At 40.3% G+C, this 19,179-nt stretch carries 13 protein-coding genes, 3 tRNA genes, 3 rRNA genes and 1 pseudogene; 14 read left to right on the top strand and 6 right to left on the bottom strand.

Annotation, left to right across the window (positions count from 1 at the left end; translation table 11 throughout):
* Positions 1-60: 60 nt before the first annotated feature.
* The 4 genes from CVT08_RS06440 to CVT08_RS06425 form a co-directional block, all read right to left on the bottom strand.
* Positions 61-486, bottom strand: a complete 426-nt coding sequence (locus CVT08_RS06440; RefSeq protein ID WP_103635759.1) for a gamma-glutamyl phosphate reductase — start codon at positions 484-486, stop codon at positions 61-63.
* Position 487: 1 nt separating this feature from the next.
* A complete protein-coding gene (locus CVT08_RS06435; RefSeq protein WP_012001529.1) occupies positions 488-1,282 on the bottom strand; it encodes a CsgG/HfaB family protein in 795 nt (264 codons plus the stop codon).
* Between the two features lie 128 nt (positions 1,283-1,410).
* Positions 1,411-3,222, bottom strand: coding sequence for a glutamine--fructose-6-phosphate transaminase (isomerizing) (gene glmS, locus CVT08_RS06430; RefSeq protein ID WP_103643424.1), 1,812 nt, complete (start codon positions 3,220-3,222; stop codon positions 1,411-1,413).
* Between the two features lie 3 nt (positions 3,223-3,225).
* A complete protein-coding gene (locus tag CVT08_RS06425) occupies positions 3,226-5,724 on the bottom strand; it encodes an HD domain-containing protein (protein WP_107856647.1) in 2,499 nt (832 codons plus the stop codon).
* 110 nt (positions 5,725-5,834) lie between these two features.
* Here CVT08_RS06425 and mqnE point away from each other — a divergent pair, with 110 nt between their 5' ends.
* The 13 genes and pseudogenes from mqnE (at position 5,835) to CVT08_RS10175 (ending at position 17,758) form a co-directional block, all read left to right on the top strand.
* A complete protein-coding gene (gene mqnE, locus CVT08_RS06420; RefSeq protein WP_103569336.1) occupies positions 5,835-6,899 on the top strand; it encodes an aminofutalosine synthase MqnE in 1,065 nt (354 codons plus the stop codon).
* An 11-nt stretch (positions 6,900-6,910) separates the two neighbouring features.
* Positions 6,911-8,203 (top strand): NCS2 family permease, encoded by a 1,293-nt coding sequence (locus CVT08_RS06415; protein ID WP_107856646.1) that lies wholly within the window; start codon positions 6,911-6,913, stop codon positions 8,201-8,203.
* Positions 8,204-8,215: 12 nt separating this feature from the next.
* Complete coding sequence (locus CVT08_RS06410) at positions 8,216-8,656, top strand: phosphoribosyltransferase (RefSeq protein WP_021084219.1); 441 nt, start codon at positions 8,216-8,218, stop codon at positions 8,654-8,656.
* A 9-nt stretch (positions 8,657-8,665) separates the two neighbouring features.
* Positions 8,666-9,883 carry an ArnT family glycosyltransferase gene (locus tag CVT08_RS06405; protein WP_107856645.1) on the top strand — a complete coding sequence of 406 codons (1,218 nt, stop codon included), beginning with the start codon at positions 8,666-8,668 and terminating at the stop codon, positions 9,881-9,883.
* 3 nt (positions 9,884-9,886) lie between these two features.
* The gene (locus CVT08_RS06400; protein ID WP_107856644.1) at positions 9,887-10,570 is read left to right on the top strand and encodes a type II secretion system protein; all 684 of its coding nucleotides are present in this window, start codon (positions 9,887-9,889) and stop codon (positions 10,568-10,570) included.
* Between the two features lie 401 nt (positions 10,571-10,971).
* Positions 10,972-12,482 (top strand): 16S ribosomal RNA (locus CVT08_RS06395).
* Between the two features lie 94 nt (positions 12,483-12,576).
* Positions 12,577-12,653: transfer RNA gene (locus CVT08_RS06390), tRNA-Ile, on the top strand.
* Between the two features lie 12 nt (positions 12,654-12,665).
* A tRNA-Ala gene (locus CVT08_RS06385) sits at positions 12,666-12,741 on the top strand.
* Positions 12,742-13,175: 434 nt separating this feature from the next.
* Positions 13,176-16,080, top strand: a 23S ribosomal RNA gene (locus CVT08_RS06380).
* Positions 16,081-16,213: 133 nt separating this feature from the next.
* Positions 16,214-16,332 (top strand): 5S ribosomal RNA (gene rrf, locus CVT08_RS06375).
* Together the 16S, 23S and 5S rRNA genes with 2 tRNA genes alongside form the textbook arrangement of a ribosomal RNA operon.
* Before the next feature lie 379 nt (positions 16,333-16,711).
* Positions 16,712-16,870 carry a hypothetical protein gene (locus CVT08_RS10185; protein ID WP_230855915.1) on the top strand — a complete coding sequence of 53 codons (159 nt, stop codon included), beginning with the start codon at positions 16,712-16,714 and terminating at the stop codon, positions 16,868-16,870.
* 15 nt (positions 16,871-16,885) lie between these two features.
* Positions 16,886-17,560: pseudogene (locus tag CVT08_RS10180) on the top strand (isoaspartyl peptidase/L-asparaginase family protein).
* A 9-nt stretch (positions 17,561-17,569) separates the two neighbouring features.
* Positions 17,570-17,758: a hypothetical protein gene (locus tag CVT08_RS10175; RefSeq protein WP_230855914.1), complete on the top strand. Its 189-nt coding sequence runs from the start codon at positions 17,570-17,572 to the stop codon at positions 17,756-17,758.
* 137 nt (positions 17,759-17,895) lie between these two features.
* Here CVT08_RS10175 and CVT08_RS06365 read toward each other — a convergent pair whose 3' ends face one another.
* Together CVT08_RS06365 and CVT08_RS06360 are read right to left on the bottom strand one after the other, a co-directional pair.
* Positions 17,896-18,720 carry an adenylosuccinate lyase gene (locus CVT08_RS06365; protein ID WP_107856173.1) on the bottom strand — a complete coding sequence of 275 codons (825 nt, stop codon included), beginning with the start codon at positions 18,718-18,720 and terminating at the stop codon, positions 17,896-17,898.
* A 50-nt stretch (positions 18,721-18,770) separates the two neighbouring features.
* Positions 18,771-18,956 (bottom strand): hypothetical protein, encoded by a 186-nt coding sequence (locus CVT08_RS06360; RefSeq protein ID WP_107856172.1) that lies wholly within the window; start codon positions 18,954-18,956, stop codon positions 18,771-18,773.
* Between the two features lie 109 nt (positions 18,957-19,065).
* Between CVT08_RS06360 and CVT08_RS06355 the strand changes: the two genes are divergently transcribed.
* Positions 19,066-19,142: transfer RNA gene (locus CVT08_RS06355), tRNA-Arg, on the top strand.
* Positions 19,143-19,179 lie beyond the last annotated feature (37 nt).

The following is a 19,179-nucleotide window of genomic DNA, read 5'->3' as shown; positions in this document are numbered from 1 at the left end:
GGATGCTATCATATCCAAAGGTTTTGCATCAAATTTCTTTAAAGATTACGGCTTTTGTGCCTATCTATAAGGTCTTCTATACTCTCTTCTAGCGTCATTGTAGCCACGTCTATATCCTCGCTCAAAACCATCGTCGTAGTCATCGTCGTTGTAGTAGCCTCCACGGTAACCACGCTGAAATCTATCAAATCTTTCGTACTCATTTTGATAGTATGGACGGTAGTTAGGCGGATATGGCGCATAGTTTGGATCAATAGGATAGTAGCCACTCATACGGCAACTATCCTCATCAAAATCTTTCAATCCAAAACGAAATTTATATCCGTCTATCTTTTTACTAAGGGCGTCGTAGTTTCTTGTATCGCCATAAAATTTAGCCATTTCTCTTTCGTTTATAAGTTTGCAAAGTCCGATCTCTATCTTTTTAGTATAGTTTGCAGCTAGCAACATCGTAAATGTACAAAACAAAATGGCTATAAATTTCATCTTAGTCTCCTATTTTTATATTTCCGCCTTTGCCAAGACCGCCTTTTACATTTTGGACTTTATAGTCTTTTAGTGCGACTATAAGTTGGTTCATCGCGTCCATAAAGGCATTTACGATCATCCTGCCCTCTGGTGTCTTTGTATAGCCACCAAGTCCAGCGCTCACACGTGAAAATGAATTTGAGCCCATGCCAAAGAAGTCAAAGTTGCTATCACTGCCAACTGCACCAGCGATTTGTACGCCTGAGCGGTTGTCTATGAGAAGCAAAGATGTTTGTGTTTCGCTCTTTGAAAAGCCTCCGCTTACCTTGCCAGCAACGTTACCAAAGACAGCGCCCACAAGTCCGCTGATACCACCAGTGTCCTCTTTGCTAAATGTGATCTCTGGCTGCATGGTATAATCAGCTGCTACGACTTGACCTTTGTGAAATTTAGAACCTTTTCTTAGCTCGCCACTAGCTTCAAGTGCGCGCTCTTGCATCATATTATCCATACTTCTGCCACGCTCTACTATGACGAAGCAGCCAGTTTGCTGAGCTAAGATCCTTAGTACTGGTACGGTTGAGCCAAGCTGATAATCTCTAGTTAGATATGAGTACCATGAGCTACTTTGATCTTCGTAAAAAGATAATGTTCCTAGTGTTTGGCTGCAACGCTCGATTTTCGTGTTGGCGTTTTTGGCTGTATCACCTGCTGCAGCGCCAGTTACACCGCTATTGCTGCTAGCGCATCCAGCAAATAAACAAAGAGCGGCAACGCTGCTAAAGACCTTAGATGCTAAAAATCTCTTTTTCATGAAGATCCTTTTTAATGTAATTAGAAGTGCAAATATTATAAGAAAATAATATTTTGTGAAAACTTAAATTTTAAAAGAAAAATATAAAAGTAAAATTTAAGCGGCCAGCAAGATACCAGCCACATAAATTATTCGACAGTTACGCTTTTTGCGAGGTTTCTTGGCATATCGACATTGTTGCCAAGTCTAACGGAAATTTCAAGTGCAAGTAGCTGAAGCACTAGCATCATCTCGAAAAATTCGCTCATATAGTGATCTTGAACGCTTGTTTTTACGTAGTCATCGCTTAGCTCAAACTCAAGTGGGCTGATCGCTAGGATATATGCATCTCTTGCAGCAAGCTCTTCGACGTTGCTCTTTGTCTTTTCATATAACAAATTTTGAGGCATTAAAGCGATCGTAAATAGCTTCTCATCTGCAAGCGCGATAGGTCCGTGCTTCATTTCGCCTGATGGATAGCCCTCGGCGTGAAGATATGAAATTTCTTTAAGTTTTAACGCACCTTCAAGTGCTAGCGGATAGAAGATGTCTCTACCGATAAAGAAGAAGCCATGACCGTGCAGATAGTGCTTGCTTAGGCGGTGAAGCTTCTCTTGCAAAGAGTTATCTATATTTAAAATTTGTGGTATGTGAAGAAGCGTTTTGATCTCGTGATCAAGCTCTTTTTTGCTGATAGATCCCTTTGCTGATGCCATTTGAAGCACAAGCATCCAAAGCACGATGATCTGCGTAGCAAAGGCCTTTGTACTTGCCACACCTTTTTCGATGCCGGCGCGAGTTAGAAGCGTATTATCAGCTAGTCTAACGATAGATGAGTTATCGACATTGCAAATTGCAAGTGTCTTTAGCCCAGCCTCTTTTGCTATCCTAAGTGCCTCAAGAGTGTCAGCTGTCTCGCCACTTTGCGAGATGACGATGAAGAGCGAGTTTTTGTTTAGATAAGGCTTTCTGTATCTAAATTCGCTTGCCACTTCGACCTTTGTTCTAACTTTGGCAAGCCTCTCAAAAAGATAGCTTGCAACAAGCGCTGCATGGTAGCTCGTACCGCACGCACAAAGCACGACATCATCGATGCCTTTTAGGTATTCATCGTCTAAATTTTCAAGGGTGACTTTGTGGTTTTTAACTCTGCCCATGATGGTTTCAGACACGACTGCGCCTTGCTCGTAAATTTCTTTCTCCATGAAAAATGTATAACCCTCTTTTTGGGCATAGCTCTTATCTTTTGGCAGTGCGTTAAATGTTATGCTAGCTTTTTTGCTGTGTTTAAAAACAGCTATCTCATCTAAGCTCACATAGCCGTAGTTGTTATCATCAAGATATGCCACTTCTGTTGCGTTGCCGATTAACGGCGCATCTGATGAGGCAAAATATAGCTCTTTTTTGTCGCTTTTGCCTATCGCCATAGGAGCGGCATCTTTTGCAAAAAATATCTTATCAGGTGCAGTTTTAGTGATAAGTAGCGTCGCATAAGCGCCTCTTAGCTTCGCGATAGTCGCCTCATAAGCCTTAAATGGGTCTTTTTTCTCTTTTAAAATTTCCTCAAAAAGGTGCACGATCACTTCGGTGTCGGTTTGGCTGACAAATTTAACGCCCTTTGCCTCAAGCTCATCTTTAAGCTCTTTGTAGTTTTCGATGATGCCGTTATGAACGACAAATGAGTGCTCGCCAAGGTGCGGGTGAGCATTTATCTCAGTTGGTTTGCCGTGAGTTGCCCAGCGTGTGTGACCTATCGCCACGCCAAAGCCCTCCGATGTAAAGTCCTTTGTCTTTAGGGCTAAATTTTCAAGCTTGCCGACCGCTTTGAAAAAGTCTATCTTGCCATCACTCATCACAGCCATGCCAGCGCTGTCGTATCCACGATACTCAAGCTCTTTTAGACCGCTTAAAATGACCTCTTTTTTCTCTTTATCTCCGATGTATCCTACGATTCCACACATGTTTTACTCGCTTATTAATAAATTTAATATCTCTTCGCCTTTACTCTCAAGTCGCTCGTTTTTCTCGATCAAAAAGAGATTTCTCGTTCTATTTTTAACCGTCTGAATTCTAGCACTTGTGACTTGAAAATGAAGCCTGTCAAAAACACTCATCACATAAGCCATTAGCCCGCGCTGATCTTTTGCGTTGATGCTAAGCTTGGCGTAATCTTTTGAGTGATTTAGCTCGAAGTTTATCTCATCTTTGTTAATATTTGGTTTCAAAGGCTCTCTTAAAACCTCGCTATTTAGGGATTTTAGGGCTAAAATTTTAGTATTTTCAAGCTCATGATTTTTTACATTTTGGTTAAAGTCAAGCCTGATGTAAAATTTCTTCTCAAATAGCTCAAATATCTCCATATATGCAAGGTCAAATTTGGCAAATTCATAGAGCAGGGCGCTTAAATTTAGGCTCTTGTTTGTATAAATTTGAATGCTTAAATTTTTACTATTGTTTATAAAAATTTCGGTTTCATTTAAGCTATCGGCCACTTTGCTTAAATTTATGATCTCGCTCGCGCTATATTTTGTAAAGACCAAATTTGATGTGATCTTAAAAATTTTCTCTTGCAGCTTTGGCTCAAGCGCCAAAAACTCGCTATTTCGTTTTATAGACTGCTCTTTTTTTACTCGCCTTGTCGCTTCATCAAGTAAATTTTCATCGCTAAATGCACTAAGAGAAATTTCATAAAGCTCTCTTAAAAGCTTTGCTGTGTAGGCGTTGTAAAGCCTCTCGTTTGTGGCATTTATCACGCAGTAGCTAAGGATGTAAAGTAGCTTTAAAACCTGCTTGTCGCCAAGCTTCGAGATAAAGGCAAAGATGACGCGCTGCGAGTAGATATCCTCTCTGTTTGAGACGTTGCTCATTAGAGTGTGATATTTTATCAAGATGACGCCGATGTTGATAGCTTTTTGGCTTAAATTTAGCTTGTTAGCATAGGCTCTAAAGATGTTTGCGCCGATGTTTGCGTGATCTTTGCCGCCAAGTCCTTTGCCTACGTCATGCATAAGCGTCACGATCTTAAGCATCGTTTTGCCCTCCAAGCAAAGCTCAGTGTAGAGATTTTTTATAAATTTATCTTTTATGTTTTCAAGAAATTTGACACTTAAGATGCTATGCTCATCAACCGTAAATTCGTGATAGCCGTCATATTCTGCTAGCTGGGAGATATGCTCCATCGGTTTTATCAAAATTTGTATCATCTGCGCATCTAGTAAGGATTTTAAGATGGCGTAGGAATTTTCTCTTAAAAATATCTTCTTAAACTCGCTTATAGCGCGCTCTAGGCCATCTTTTGTGATGATGGCTCGCTTGATATAAAAGATCGCGCTTATATCAAATTTATAATCCACATCTTTTAGCTCCAAAAGCTCATTTATGAGATCCTCGATGAGCGCTGGCTTTTTGTGAAGTGGCACGTAGATGACGCCATTTATCTCATAAAAGCCATTTTTCAGCCTAGCAAATTTCCTCTGCTCGAAGCTTAGCTCGCTTTTGAAAAATGGCCTGCAAAGCGAAGCTGCGATAAATCTTGAATAAATGGCCACGTTATTCATCGAGCTTAGCATCTTTTGGCTGATGACGCTCTCGTTGTCTTGCAGCTTTTTGGACTTTGTCTGCATGAAATTTGTCGTGATCTCGACACTTGAAGCGCTGAAAGTATCGGTGTTTTGAGTTAAATTTAAAGCACTTAGCAAGCTTAGTAAAAAATCCACGTTTAGGTTAAAGCTAGCAATCTCTTTTTCATTCATCACTTTAAGGGCTTGCGATCTAACTGAAACGTCGCTATCAAGGCAGTTTAATATGCAGTTTAAGCGGTAAATTTCATCGATCCCGCCAAAGCCACTTTTTAAATTTGGCTCTTGTGTCAAGTAGCTTATGCTAGAAAATGGCAAAAATGCCTTTAAATGGTAGTTTAAAAAGGCTTTTTTATCAAATTCTTTTATCTTTATGATCTCGCTTTTTACTAGGCGGTAGAGGCTTTTTGAGCCACAAATGTAGCGAAGTTGCGAGGTTTCGCTTTTAAATTTAAGGTCATCTTTGAAATTTATAAAAATTTCATCCACTTCGGCAATTTTTATCACAAATTTCATGCCAGAGTTATCTAAAATTTCAGAAAATTCTTTTAAGAAATTTTTTATATTATAGCCCTTTAAATTTTTATAAACTAGTAAAATTTCAAGCTCACTATTTGCGCTAAGCAGCGTTTGAGCGTATTTGCCAGTGGCTAGAACGCTAAAAGCAAAGCTGTCATTTTGTGGCACAAACTCATCAAAAAATTCTCGCATAGTTTCATTTAAATAAGATTTTATAAAATCATCATACTCTTTGGCTAAGAAATTTGTGAAATTTCTGCCTTGATTTTTTTGAAAATGTTTTGGCAAATTTGCCTTAAAATCAAGAAATTTCTCTTTGATCTTTGAATAATTATCGCTATTTTTGGCACTTTTATCAGCTAGCATTTAGTGTTTCCATTGTTAAAAATATCTTGGCAAATGTTACATAATTTTTGCAAAAACAAAGCTTTATTTGCTTATAATAAAGCCTTAAGTTCAGCTTTAGGACGATATAAATAATGAATCTATTACAAAAACTAGAAAGTGGCGAGAGATTAAGTAAGCAAGAGGCTTTTTCGCTTTATGAGCTTGATCTTTTTACCTTGGCTAAATTTGCCGACAAAAAGCGCAGAAAACTGCACGGCAACAAGGTCTTTTTTAACGTAAATCGCCATATCAATCCAACAAATATCTGTGCTGACATCTGTAAATTTTGCGCATTTTCAGCCCACAGAAAAAATCCAAATCCATACCTAATGAGCCACGAAGAAATTTTAAAGATCGTTGATGAGAGCGTGAGCCACGGCGTAAAAGAGATACACATCGTCTCCGCCCACAACGCAACTAGCGGCTGGCAGTGGTACTTAGAAATTTTTAAAAAGATAAAGGCAGCTCATCCAGAGCTTCACGTAAAGGCGATGACTGCGGCTGAGATTGATTTTTTATCGAGGCATTACGGCTTAAGCTACGATGAGGTGATAGAAAAGATGCTCGAATACGGTGTCGATAGCATGCCAGGGGGTGGGGCTGAAATTTTTGACGAAGAGGTCAGGGCTAAAATTTGCAAAGGCAAGGTAAGTAGCGAGAACTGGCTCAAAATTCACAAAATGTGGCACGATAAAGGCAGGCAAAGCAACGCAACAATGCTTTTTGGCCACATAGAAAGCCGTGAAAATAGGATCGATCACATGCTAAGGATCAGGGACTTGCAGGACGAAACTGGTGGATTTAACGCATTTATCCCGCTTGTCTATCAAAGAGAAAATAACTACTTAAAAGATGTTAAATTTCTAGGATCAGCTGAAATTTTAAAGACTATGGCGATATCTCGCTTGGTGCTTGATAACGTCCCACACATTAAAGCTTACTGGGCCACTTCGACGCTAAATTTAGCGATGATCGCTCAGGAATTTGGCGCTGATGATCTTGATGGCACGATAGAAAAAGAGAGTATCCAAAGTGCAGCTGGTGCAAATAGCGCAAATGGCGTCACACTAAAGACATTTTGCGATCTCATAAAAACATCTGGTTTTACGCCGGTTGAGCGTGATAGCCTATATAACGAACTTAAAATTTACTAAAGGAGCTTGGGGTGAAATTTTTTGACTTAGCACAAAACAAAACGAGTGTGAAGCAGGAATTTGGAGCGGGACTTACGACATTTTTAGCGATGATGTATATCGTGCCGGTAAATGCGATCATTATGAGCAAAACTGGCATGCCTTATGAGGCATTAATCACTGCAACTGCGCTAATTACCATATTTTCTACTGTATTAAATGGCCTTTGGGCGAACACACCAGTTGCGATGAGCGTTGGCATGGGGCTTAATGCTTATTTTACATTTGGTCTTTGCATCGGCATGAAAGTGCCTTGGCAAACGGCTCTTGGCGTTGTTTTTCTAAGCGGCGTGATATTTGTCGTCTTGTCTTTTACAAATTTTAGAATGTGGATAATAAGATCCATCCCACTTGATCTAAGAAGAGCGATAAGCGCTGGCATAGGCACATTTATCAGCTTTGTCGCGTTTCAGCAAATGGGCTTTATAGTAAATAATGACGCGGTTTTGGTTGGCATAGGAAATTTCAGAGATCCAAACGTGCTTCTTGGCGTTTTGGGGCTATTTTTGGTTATTTGCTTTTGGGCGTGGAAGATAAAGGGCGCGTTTATCCTAGCTGTGCTTGTCACTTCAGTGATAGCTTGGGTGCTTGGCATCGCTCCTCATCCAACAGAAATTTTCTCAACTCCAGCCTCTATCTCTCCGATATTTTTAGAGCTTGACATAAAAGGTGCCTTTAGCCTAGCCTTACTACCAGTTGTTATCACATTTTTTGTGACCGATCTTTTTGACTCGATAGGCACACTAGCTGGCGTTGGCACAAGGGCTGGGATATTTGACGAAAACAAAAAAGATGGCGTCGTAAAACTTGAAAAAACTCTTGAAGCTGATGCTGTTGCTACTGCAGCTGGCTCGCTTGTAGGTGTAAGTACGACCACATCGTTTGTAGAGAGCGCAAGCGGCGTAGAAGAGGGTGGCAGGACTGGTCTAACAGCTGTATTTTGCGGACTTTTATTCATACTTACACTATTTATGTTGCCACTTTTTAAAGCGATCCCTGGCAATGCCATCTATCCGATCCTTGTAATGGTCGGCGTGCTTATGTTTGCCGAGCTTGCTAGCATAAATTTCAAAGATCCAGCCATTGGCATTGCGACATTTTTCATAGTTGTGCTCATCCCGCTTACTTACTCGATCACAAACGGCCTTGCATTTGGCTTTATGTCATATGTCATAGTTAAGCTCATAAAGAGAGAATTTAGCGATATAAATTTAGGTGTAGTCGTGCTAGCGCTCATTAGTTTTATCGTATTTTTAGTGCATTGACAAGGATGAAAGATGATATTTTATAGCTACGATGAATTTGCCATTGATGCTAAAAAGATGGCAAAACAGATAAAAGATGAATTTGATCCAGAGGTAATACTAGCTGTGGCAAGAGGTGGTCTAACGCTTGGCCACTCGCTAGCTGTTGCGCTTGAAAATAGAAATTTATTTACATTAAATTCTATCCACTACGAGGATACAAACAAGCTTGATACGATACAAATTTTTAACGTGCCAGATCTTAGCAAATACACTAAAATTTTGCTTGTTGATGATATCATCGATAGCGGCGAGAGCATGGTCGAGATAAAAAGAGAGCTGCTTAAACGCTATCCAAATTTAGATATAAAGATAGCAACTGTATTTTACAAAGAAAAGGCTCTGCTTTTGCCTGAATTTAAGGTAAAAGAGGCTCATGACTGGGTTGAGTTTTTCTGGGATATACATATTTAAGGGCTAAATTTGTTAGAAAGAGTTAGAGAATTTGCTAGCAGACACATCGCTTTTAGCGTATTTTTTATATGTTTGATTGATTTTGTTTTTCTACTTTATGCGGCAAATTCTCTTAGTATAAGCTACAACGAGGCTGAAATTTTCTTTCAAAAGCACAGCCTTCTAAGCTACATCTTAAAACTAAGCACCCATTTTTTTGGTCAAAATGACCTTGCTGTGCGGGGCGTGATGATCTTTTTTCACATCGCAAGCGTGGTTTTGATGTATAAGGTGAGCAAATTTTACATCAAGCTAGAGTTTGACAGGATCGTAGCGGTCCTACTTTTTGTGTTACTTCCTGGCACACTAGCTTCAGCCCTTATCATAAATAATGCTGGAATTTGCATCACTCTAGCGCTTTTGTGTATATATCTTTTTCATATTAAAAAGAAAATTTTATTTAGCCTCTTTTTCTGCCTAGCCTTTTTTATAGATGGCGATTTCTTGATATTTTATGCAGGATTTTTTATATTTGCACTTTACAAAAGAAAGCCGCCACTTGCTTGGCTAAGCGCCATTTTGTTTTTGCTGACACTTTACTTTTTTGGCTTTGAAACAAATGGCAGACCAAGCGGGCACTTTATCGATACCTTTGGCATATTTGCTGCTGTATTTTCGCCATTTGTCTTTATATTTTTTGTATATACGATTTATAGAATTTGGGTTAAGGAGAAGAAGGATCTTTTGTGGTTTATCGCCATTTGCTCATTTTGCTTTTGTATGATAGTCTCTGTGCGCCAAAGGCTGGAGCTTGAGCAGTTTTTGCCATTTTGCGTGATAGCAACGCCACTTATGGTAAGAGTTTTTTTCAACTCATATCGCGTGAGGCTGCCAAAATTTAGAAAAGGTCATAAAATTTGCACTAGCTTAGTGATGCTCTTTTTGATATTTAACTGGTCAGCGATCATCTTTAATCAAATTTTTTACCTCTTTTTAAGCGATCCTACAAAACATCTCACTTATAAATTTGATGTGGCAAAAGAGCTGGCAGATAAGCTAAAAGAGGCTGGAGTGCAAGATATTGCGACTGATGACACAAGGCTTGCTCTTAGGCTTAAATTTTATGGGATAAAAACAAAAAGCTACTCTAAAAATTTATTAGCAAGTGCCGATTTAGATGAGAAGTCAAAATTTAGTATAGAAAAAATGGGAAAAGTAGTTGCAAATTTCAATATCAAGGAACGATAAGCTATGAAAAAAAGAGCTTTTACGATGATAGAGCTTATTTTTGTTATTGTTGTTGTTGGAATTTTAGCTGCCATTATGATCCCAAAACTAAATAGAAATGCCTCAAGAGAAGCAGCAAATCAGATCCTAACTCATATAAGATACACTCAACACCTTGCTATGCAGGATGATAAGTATTCTATCACCGAAAAAGGATGGGCAAAACAGCGCTGGACGATAGCTTTTGCGAAAGATAAAGTAGATGGCTGTTCGGTTGATAAAAATAATGAGCTAACTTGGAAATATAGTGTCTTTTTTGACAAAAGTTTAAATGGAAATATAAATTCAGAAAGTGAAGTTGCAAACGATATCTATAAAAGCGGGAAACTCCTTAGTGGAGGCTGGAGTAGCGGAATAGTAACAGAAGCTACTTGCAAAAAGTGGAATAAAGAATTAAATTTAGGAAAAAGATTTGGTATAGCATCAGTTGATTTTAAAGACGGTTGCAATGGAATGCAAACTATAATTTTTGATGAAATGGGTCGTCCTATGAGAGTAGCAAGTACTACTTCTGGTGGAGCAAAGCGTCCTTATGATAGACTTCTTAAAAAAGATTGCAGTATAACAATAACTGACAAACGTGGCAATCAAACGACCATTACTATAGAAAAAGAAAGCGGCTTTGCATCTATAAAAGAGAATGGTTAAATTTAGTTAAAAATTTATAGTTTTTATTTTTTAAAAAAGTTGCCATTTTTTAATCTGCATTTAAGCATCCCTCATATATAATTCCAGCTCACGAAACGAGAAACCACCTTTAACTTCAACGTTAATAAAGCCTTTTTCTTATCGTTGTTCTTTTAACTTACAATTGTTAAACTATTAGTCAATCTTTGAAATCTAAACAAGTGATCGATTGAGCCAGTCTATTATGATTAAATAATAGATTAGACAAACTAATATATAAAACTAAAAGTTTTTTTGATTAAAAACTTCATAATAAATACTAAAAAGCAATTTTAGTAAAAACATTATTACTAGATTGCATTAGCAATCCTAGTCTTTAGTGTTGCTTCTTAGTAAAGCTCTGCTTTACGCTAAAGAAGGTTAATATGGAGAGTTTGATCCTGGCTCAGAGTGAACGCTGGCGGCGTGCCTAATACATGCAAGTCGAACGGACAAGTAAGAGCTTGCTCTTATGAGTTAGTGGCGCACGGGTGAGTAATGTATAGCTAATCTGCCCTACACTAGAGGACAACAGTTGGAAACGACTGCTAATACTCTATACTCCTGTCTGACATAAGTTAGATAGGGAAAGTTTTTCGGTGTAGGATGAGGCTATATTGTATCAGCTAGTTGGTGAGGTAATGGCTCACCAAGGCTATGACGCATAACTGGTCTGAGAGGATGATCAGTCACACTGGAACTGAGACACGGTCCAGACTCCTACGGGAGGCAGCAGTAGGGAATATTGCTCAATGGGGGAAACCCTGAAGCAGCAACGCCGCGTGGAGGATGACACTTTTCGGAGCGTAAACTCCTTTTGTTAGGGAAGAACAATGACGGTACCTAACGAATAAGCACCGGCTAACTCCGTGCCAGCAGCCGCGGTAATACGGAGGGTGCAAGCGTTACTCGGAATCACTGGGCGTAAAGGACGCGTAGGCGGATTATCAAGTCTCTTGTGAAATCCTATGGCTTAACCATAGAACTGCTTGGGAAACTGATAATCTAGAGTGAGGGAGAGGCAGATGGAATTGGTGGTGTAGGGGTAAAATCCGTAGAGATCACCAGGAATACCCATTGCGAAGGCGATCTGCTGGAACTCAACTGACGCTAATGCGTGAAAGCGTGGGGAGCAAACAGGATTAGATACCCTGGTAGTCCACGCCCTAAACGATGTATACTAGTTGTTGCTAAGCTAGTCTTGGCAGTAATGCACCTAACGGATTAAGTATACCGCCTGGGGAGTACGGTCGCAAGATTAAAACTCAAAGGAATAGACGGGGACCCGCACAAGCGGTGGAGCATGTGGTTTAATTCGAAGATACGCGAAGAACCTTACCCGGACTTGATATCTAACAAATCATCTAGAGATAGAAGAGTGTCTGCTTGCAGAAATGTTAAGACAGGTGCTGCACGGCTGTCGTCAGCTCGTGTCGTGAGATGTTGGGTTAAGTCCCGCAACGAGCGCAACCCACGTCATTAGTTGCTAACAGTTCGGCTGAGCACTCTAATGAGACTGCCTTCGTAAGGAGGAGGAAGGTGTGGACGACGTCAAGTCATCATGGCCCTTATGTCCGGGGCGACACACGTGCTACAATGGCATATACAATGAGAAGCAATATCGCGAGATGGAGCAAATCTATAAAATATGTCCCAGTTCGGATTGGAGTCTGCAACTCGACTCCATGAAGCCGGAATCGCTAGTAATCGTAGATCAGCCATGCTACGGTGAATACGTTCCCGGGTCTTGTACTCACCGCCCGTCACACCATGGGAGTTGATTTCACTCGAAGCCGGAATACTAAATTAGTTACCGTCCACAGTGGAATCAGCGACTGGGGTGAAGTCGTAACAAGGTAACCGTAGGAGAACCTGCGGTTGGATCACCTCCTTTCTAGAGTACATATAGATATTCTCTCACAAGATATCTATAAGAAAGATATTCTCAATCATCCTTGTTTAGTTTTGAAAGATTGATAGACCTATAGGGGCCTATAGCTCAGCTGGTTAGAGTGCACCCCTGATAAGGGTGAGGTCACAAGTTCAAGTCTTGTTAGGCCCACCAGAGAATTTAATTGGGGAATTAGCTCAGCTGGGAGAGCGCCTGCTTTGCACGCAGGAGGTCAGCGGTTCGATCCCGCTATTCTCCACCATAAAATAGTTTAACAGAAAAAGTCTATATTAAGTGTTTTTAGAAACATTTACTTTAGACTTTTAAGCGTACTTAATCTTTATTGATGACAAAGTTGTCGAAAGTAACTTTGTGCTTTAGGGGTTTCCAAAGGGTGTAACTCTTTGGTCGTAAAGACTAGCTTGCTAGTCTGCGAAGTCTAAATGTTCTTTTAATTAATATTGTTAATAGTCACAAGCAAGTTTTAAAAACAATTTTACAGGACTTGTTAAAGATTTAAATTTCTATTCTCTTTGCATTTAATGCAAAAGTTTGACATCACAATCTATTTAGGATTTAAAACTTATCTAAATAGTAGTCAATGCTTTCCGTCTTGAGAGCTAGAATTTAAATGTAGTAACATAAAGTTATCTTTAACAAGGAAGTGATGCGAATTAGAATAATCTAATATAGAAAAGGTAAGCTACAAAGAGCAAGTGGTGGATGCCTTGGCTAGTAGAGGCGATGAAAGACGTGCCAGGCTGCGATAAGTCTCGGGGAGCCGTCAAGGGGCTTTGATCCGGGAATTTCTGAATGGGGCAACCCAACTAATAGAGATATTAGTTACCGTATAACGGAGCGAACGAGGGGAATTGAAACATCTTAGTACCCTCAGGAAAAGAAATCAAAAGAGATTACGCTAGTAGCGGCGAGCGAACGCGTAAGAGGGCAAACCACTAGTTTACTAGTGGGGTTGTAGGACTGCAATATAGACTAAACTTAGCTAATAGAACGACCTGGAAAGGTTAGGCACAGAGGGTGATACCCCCGTATATGAAAGCTTTGTTTTACTTAGCAGTATCCTGAGTAGGGCGGAACACGTGATATTCTGTCTGAAGCTGGGTAGACCACTATCCAACCCTAAATACTACTACTAGACCGATAGTGCACAAGTACCGTGAGGGAAAGGTGAAAAGAACTGAGGTGATCAGAGTGAAATAGAACCTGAAACCATTTGCTTACAATCATTCAGAGCCCTATGATTTATCAGGGTGATGGACTGCCTTTTGCATAATGAGCCTGCGAGTTGTGATGTCTGGCGAGGTTAAGGAAACCCGGAGCCGTAGCGAAAGCGAGTCTTAATAGGGCGTTTAGTCAGACGTTGCAGACCCGAAACGATGTGATCTATCCATGAGCAGGTTGAAACCGGTGTAAGAACCGGCGGAGGACCGAACCCGCTAGCGTTGAAAAGCTATGGGATGACTTGTGGATAGGGGTGAAAGGCCAATCAAACATCGTGATAGCTGGTTCTCTCCGAAATATATTTAGGTATAGCGTCATGTAGTAACACTAGGGGGTAGAGCACTGAATGGGCTAGGGCATACACCAATGTACCAAACCCTATCAAACTCCGAATACCTAGTGTGTAATCATGGCAGTCAGGCGGCGAGTGATAAAATCCGTCGTCGAGAGGGGAACAACCCAGACTAACAGCTAAGGTCCCTAAATCTCATTTAAGTGGAAAACGATGTGGAGTTACTTAAACAACCAGGAGGTTGGCTTAGAAGCAGCCATCCTTTAAAGAAAGCGTAATAGCTCACTGGTCTAGTGATTCTGCGCGGAAAATATAACGGGGCTAAAATGAGTACCGAAGCTTTAGACTTAGTTTTACTAAGTGGTAGGAGAGCGTTGTATTTGCGTTGAAGGTATACCGGTAAGGAGTGCTGGAGCGAATACAAGTGAGCATGCAGGCATGAGTAGCGATAATTGGGGTGAGAATCCCCAACGCCGTAAACCCAAGGTTTCCTACGCGATGCTCGTCATCGTAGGGTTAGCCGGGTCCTAAGCAAAGTCCGAAAGGGGTATGCGATGGAAAATTGGTTAATATTCCAATGCCAACTATAATGTGCGATGGAAGGACGCTTAGAGTTAGAGGAGCCAGCGGATGGTAGTGCTGGTCGAAAGGTGCAGGTTGGAGTTCAGGCAAATCCGAACTCCTTTAAGCCGAGGCCTTACAGGTGCGTGAAGTTCTTCGGAATGAATCGTAAATCCTTGATACTGTCGAGCCAAGAAAAGTTTCTAAGTTTAGTTATAGTTGCCCGTACCGTAAACCGACACAGGTGGGTGGGATGAGTATTCTAAGGCGCGTGGAAGAACTCTCTTCAAGGAACTCTGCAAAATAGCACCGTATCTTCGGTATAAGGTGTGCCTAACTTTGTGAAGGATTTACTCCGTAAGCATTGAAGGTTACAACAAAGAGTCCCTCCCGACTGTTTACCAAAAACACAGCACTCTGCTAACTCGTAAGAGGATGTATAGGGTGTGACGCCTGCCCGGTGCTCGAAGGTTAATTGATGACGTTAGCTCTGCGAAGCGTTTGATCGAAGCCCGAGTAAACGGCGGCCGTAACTATAACGGTCCTAAGGTAGCGAAATTCCTTGTCGATTAAATATCGACCTGCATGAATGGCGTAACGAGATGGGAGCTGTCTCGAAGAGGGATCCAGTGAAATTGTAGTGGAGGTGAAAATTCCTCCTACCCGCGGCAAGACGGAAAGACCCCGTGGACCTTTACTACAGCTTGACACTGCTATTGGGATAAAAATGTGCAGGATAGGCGGGAGGCTTTGATCCATAGACGCCAGTTTATGGTGAGCCATTGTTGAGATACCGCTCTTTTTTATTCTGATAGCTAACTAGCTTGAGTTATCCTCAAGTAGGACAATGTCTGGTGGGTAGTTTGACTGGGGCGGTCGCCTCCCAAAATGTAACGGAGGCTTACAAAGGTTGGCTCAGAACGGTTGGAAATCGTTCGTAGAGTATAAAGGCATAAGCCAGCTTAACTGCGAGACATACACGTCAAGCAGAGACGAAAGTCGGTCTTAGTGATCCGGTGGTTCTGTGTGGAAGGGCCATCGCTCAAAGGATAAAAGGTACCCCGGGGATAACAGGCTGATCTCCCCCAAGAGCTCACATCGACGGGGAGGTTTGGCACCTCGATGTCGGCTCATCGCATCCTGGGGCTGGAGCAGGTCCCAAGGGTATGGCTGTTCGCCATTTAAAGCGGTACGCGAGCTGGGTTCAGAACGTCGTGAGACAGTTCGGTCCCTATCTGCCGTGGGCGTAAGAAGATTGAGGAGAGTTGACCCTAGTACGAGAGGACCGGGTCGAACCAACCACTGGTGTACGAGTTGTCCTGCCAAGGGCACCGCTCGGTAGCTATGTTGGGATGTGATAACTGCTGAAAGCATCTAAGCAGGAAGCCAACTCCAAGATGAATCTTCTTTTAAGAGCTCATATAGACTATGTGTTTGATAGGCTGGGTGTGTAATGGATGAAAGTCCTTTAGCTGACCAGTACTAATAGCTCGTCTGCTTATCTTTTAATAAGCATCACTTCCTTGTTAAGGGTAAAAACTTAATAAGATATGTTTTTATAAAACTTTGTTTATGACTTTTAACTTTATTTAGTAGTGTTAAATAAGAGATTTATATAATATATCTTTTATTTAACACTGCCCGTGACTATACAGACGAGGAAACGCCTTGCTCCATCTCGAACCAAGAAGCTAAGCTCGTCCTGGCTGATGATACTCTCCCTTACTGGGATGTTGGAAAAGTAGGTCGTTGCGGGCTTTGTTGTTTGTCTGCTTAGTTCTTATATTTTTAATCCTAGTTTTTATTAGTGTTACTTTCCGCTTAAGTATAGGATATTAGTTTTTATTTTTTTAATTCTGCTATTTATATTCATTCCATTACTTGTTAAAAATACCGAACCTTAGCTATTTGATATTAGCATGACCTCTAAGCTGATATTTAAAAAGTCATTTTTGAGGTGATGCGTTGATAGTTTATGTATTTATCGTTCTTGTTAAAGTACTATTACACACAAACGAACGCGATGCTAAATTTATTAAATTTAACACTGCCTCATGCAAAAGTGTATGCTTATATTAAGCTAAACGAAAAAGTATTAAGTTATATTATTTTTTTAAGATTTATCAAATTTCTTTAAATGAGAGCGTATGAAACTAGTATTTTTAAAGCTGTTTTTGTAGCAGCTGGCGTTGCCTTATTCGCAGGCTCACTCTTAAACGCAGAGGATAAATTTAGTCCTGTCATTGTCATACATGGCGGCACTAGCGGACTTGAGCTTACTAAAGATGAATTTTAAGTGCGCGAAGAGCCTATGAAAAAGGCGCTTTTGGTTGGCCAAGCTGTGCTTGAAAAGGGCGGTAGTGCTATGGATGCGGTGATAGTAGCTATTATGGCGTTAGAAGATGATCCAAATTTTAATGCTGGTAAGGGCGTAGTTTTTACAGCAGATGGCTTTAATGAGCTAGACGCTTCTATTATGGATGGTTCTACTAAAAAAGCGGGTGCGGTCGCGATGGCAAGGCATATCAAAAACCCAATCCTTGGTGCAAGAGTCGTCATGGACAAGACTTGGCATACTCTTGTTGCTGGCGAGGGAGCTGACAAGTTAGCCAAAGAAAACGGCCTAGAGATGGTTGATCAAAAGTACTTTTTTACGCAGTTTAGATATGACGCACTCCAAAGAGCTAAAGAGTAACAAAAACTAATGCTTGATAGTGAAAAGATAAAGAAAACTTCGCTAAATTTATATAAGCGCCCATATCTTGGCACTATTGGAGCGATTGCTCTTGATAAGAATGGCAACCTAGCTGCAGCGACTAGCACTGGTGGCATGACAAACAAAATAACTGGCCGCATAGGCGATAGTCCGATAATTGGCTCTGGAGCCTATGTAGATAATGACTCGGTGGCAGTCTCTTGCACTGGCGCAGGCGATATCTACATGCGCGTAAATGCTACTCATGAGGTCTCAGCCCTTTATAAATAAAAACTTCAGATGTGCAAAAAAGCAGCTGAGGAGGCTGTAAGAGAGGTTGCAGCACTAGGCGGTAGCGGTTGTATCATCTCTATTGATAAATTTGGCAAGGCTGGCTTTGCTTGGACTAAAGATAAGCTTGGTATGTATCATGGTGAGGCAAGACTTGGAGGTAAACCAGTTGTTTACTGGCCACTTGGTGAGAAATGATTAGATAGCTAGGCCAGATCCTATCTAGCCTAGTTTTTAAAGGGAGAAAGTTTATTAAAATATATAAATTGCTCCAAGAACAATAAATGCTCTTAGGCAAAAACCGCTAAGCAAATTTATATTAAGTGTTATCTTATTTAACCAACTTTTATAAAATTCTCTTGGTTTTTAAAGTATGGTTTTAGCGCCTCATAAGCTGCTTGGATCTTTTTAAATTTAGCGTTGTACTCGTTTTTGATGCTTTCACTTTTGTTTGAGTGCCTGTCTGGGTGGTAAATTTTAGCAAGGGTCAGGTAGCTATCTCTTACGGTTTCGAAGCTATCGCTATTTGAGCAGCCTAAAATTTCAAAATTTTCTTCTAGTAAATTTGCCAAAGCGCTGAAGCGACTTTTAAATTTGGCCGAGTTTTGGACCTTGTAGTTTCTCTTGAACTCTTTAAATTTGACTTCATTGTAGTTAAAATTTACTATAAATTTTAGATGTTCGCGTCTTGAAATGATCTCTTCTACCAAGTCAAAATCGCTATCTTTTTTTATCTTTAGGCTAAATGTATGATTTTTCTCATCAAATTTAGACTCATTACTTTTAAAATTTTGCAATATATAACTAGCAAAAGCTCTTGGAGTATTGTTTAGCGTAAAGATCATCTCACCATTAAAAAAATCGATATCGATGTTGTAGATATTTGTTAGGGCATTTCTTTGCACTAAAGATAGTTTTATGGTTTTGTATTTTGCAAAGGTCACGTCAAGCTCGTTGCCCTGTTTTTCGTAGAGTTTTTTTATAAATTTTAAGAAGCATTTTCGCTGCGGGATCTCGCTCTCTTCGTAAAAAGAGATGATCTTGTCTTTGTTTGCTAGGGTTTTTGTGAAATTTTTACTTATCAGTGCGCGAAGCTCGCAAAAAAGAGCGTCGCTATCGGTTAAAATGCTTAAAGATTCTAAAGTTTGGGTTATATTCATGGGTTTCTCCATTCAAAATATCCCCATTTAAAGCAACTAGCGTTCCAAAGTTAAATTTTCCTGATATTGCTATCTTTTGTATATGCCAAAAACTCATCTCTTAGCTTTTGTTCTTTGTGTAAGATCGCCTCCTCTTTTGTATGAGAAGCGGCTTCTTTTTGGGGCTTTTTCGCTACGCCTTGCTCTTTTGCAAGCTCTTTTTTGATCTCTTTTAGACTATCGAAAAAATCGTTCATTTTTGCTCCTTTTGTACAAAGGATTTTACTAAAAAGGTTATAAATTTAAAATGAATACAATCTCTTTTTAAGGAAAGTTTGGTTAATATCACAACTTAATTTTTCATGTGCGCTCGTAGCTCAGCTGGATAGAGCATTTGATTGCGGTTCAAAAGGTCAGAGATTCGAATTCTCTCGGGCGCACCATCCTTTTTCTCCCCAAATTTTATTTTCAGACCACTTT

Origin of the sequence: Campylobacter concisus (genome assembly GCF_003048835.2) — a bacterium.
GTDB classification, from domain to species: domain Bacteria; phylum Campylobacterota; class Campylobacteria; order Campylobacterales; family Campylobacteraceae; genus Campylobacter_A; species Campylobacter_A concisus_D.
This window is presented reverse-complemented; position numbering and strand designations above follow the sequence as displayed.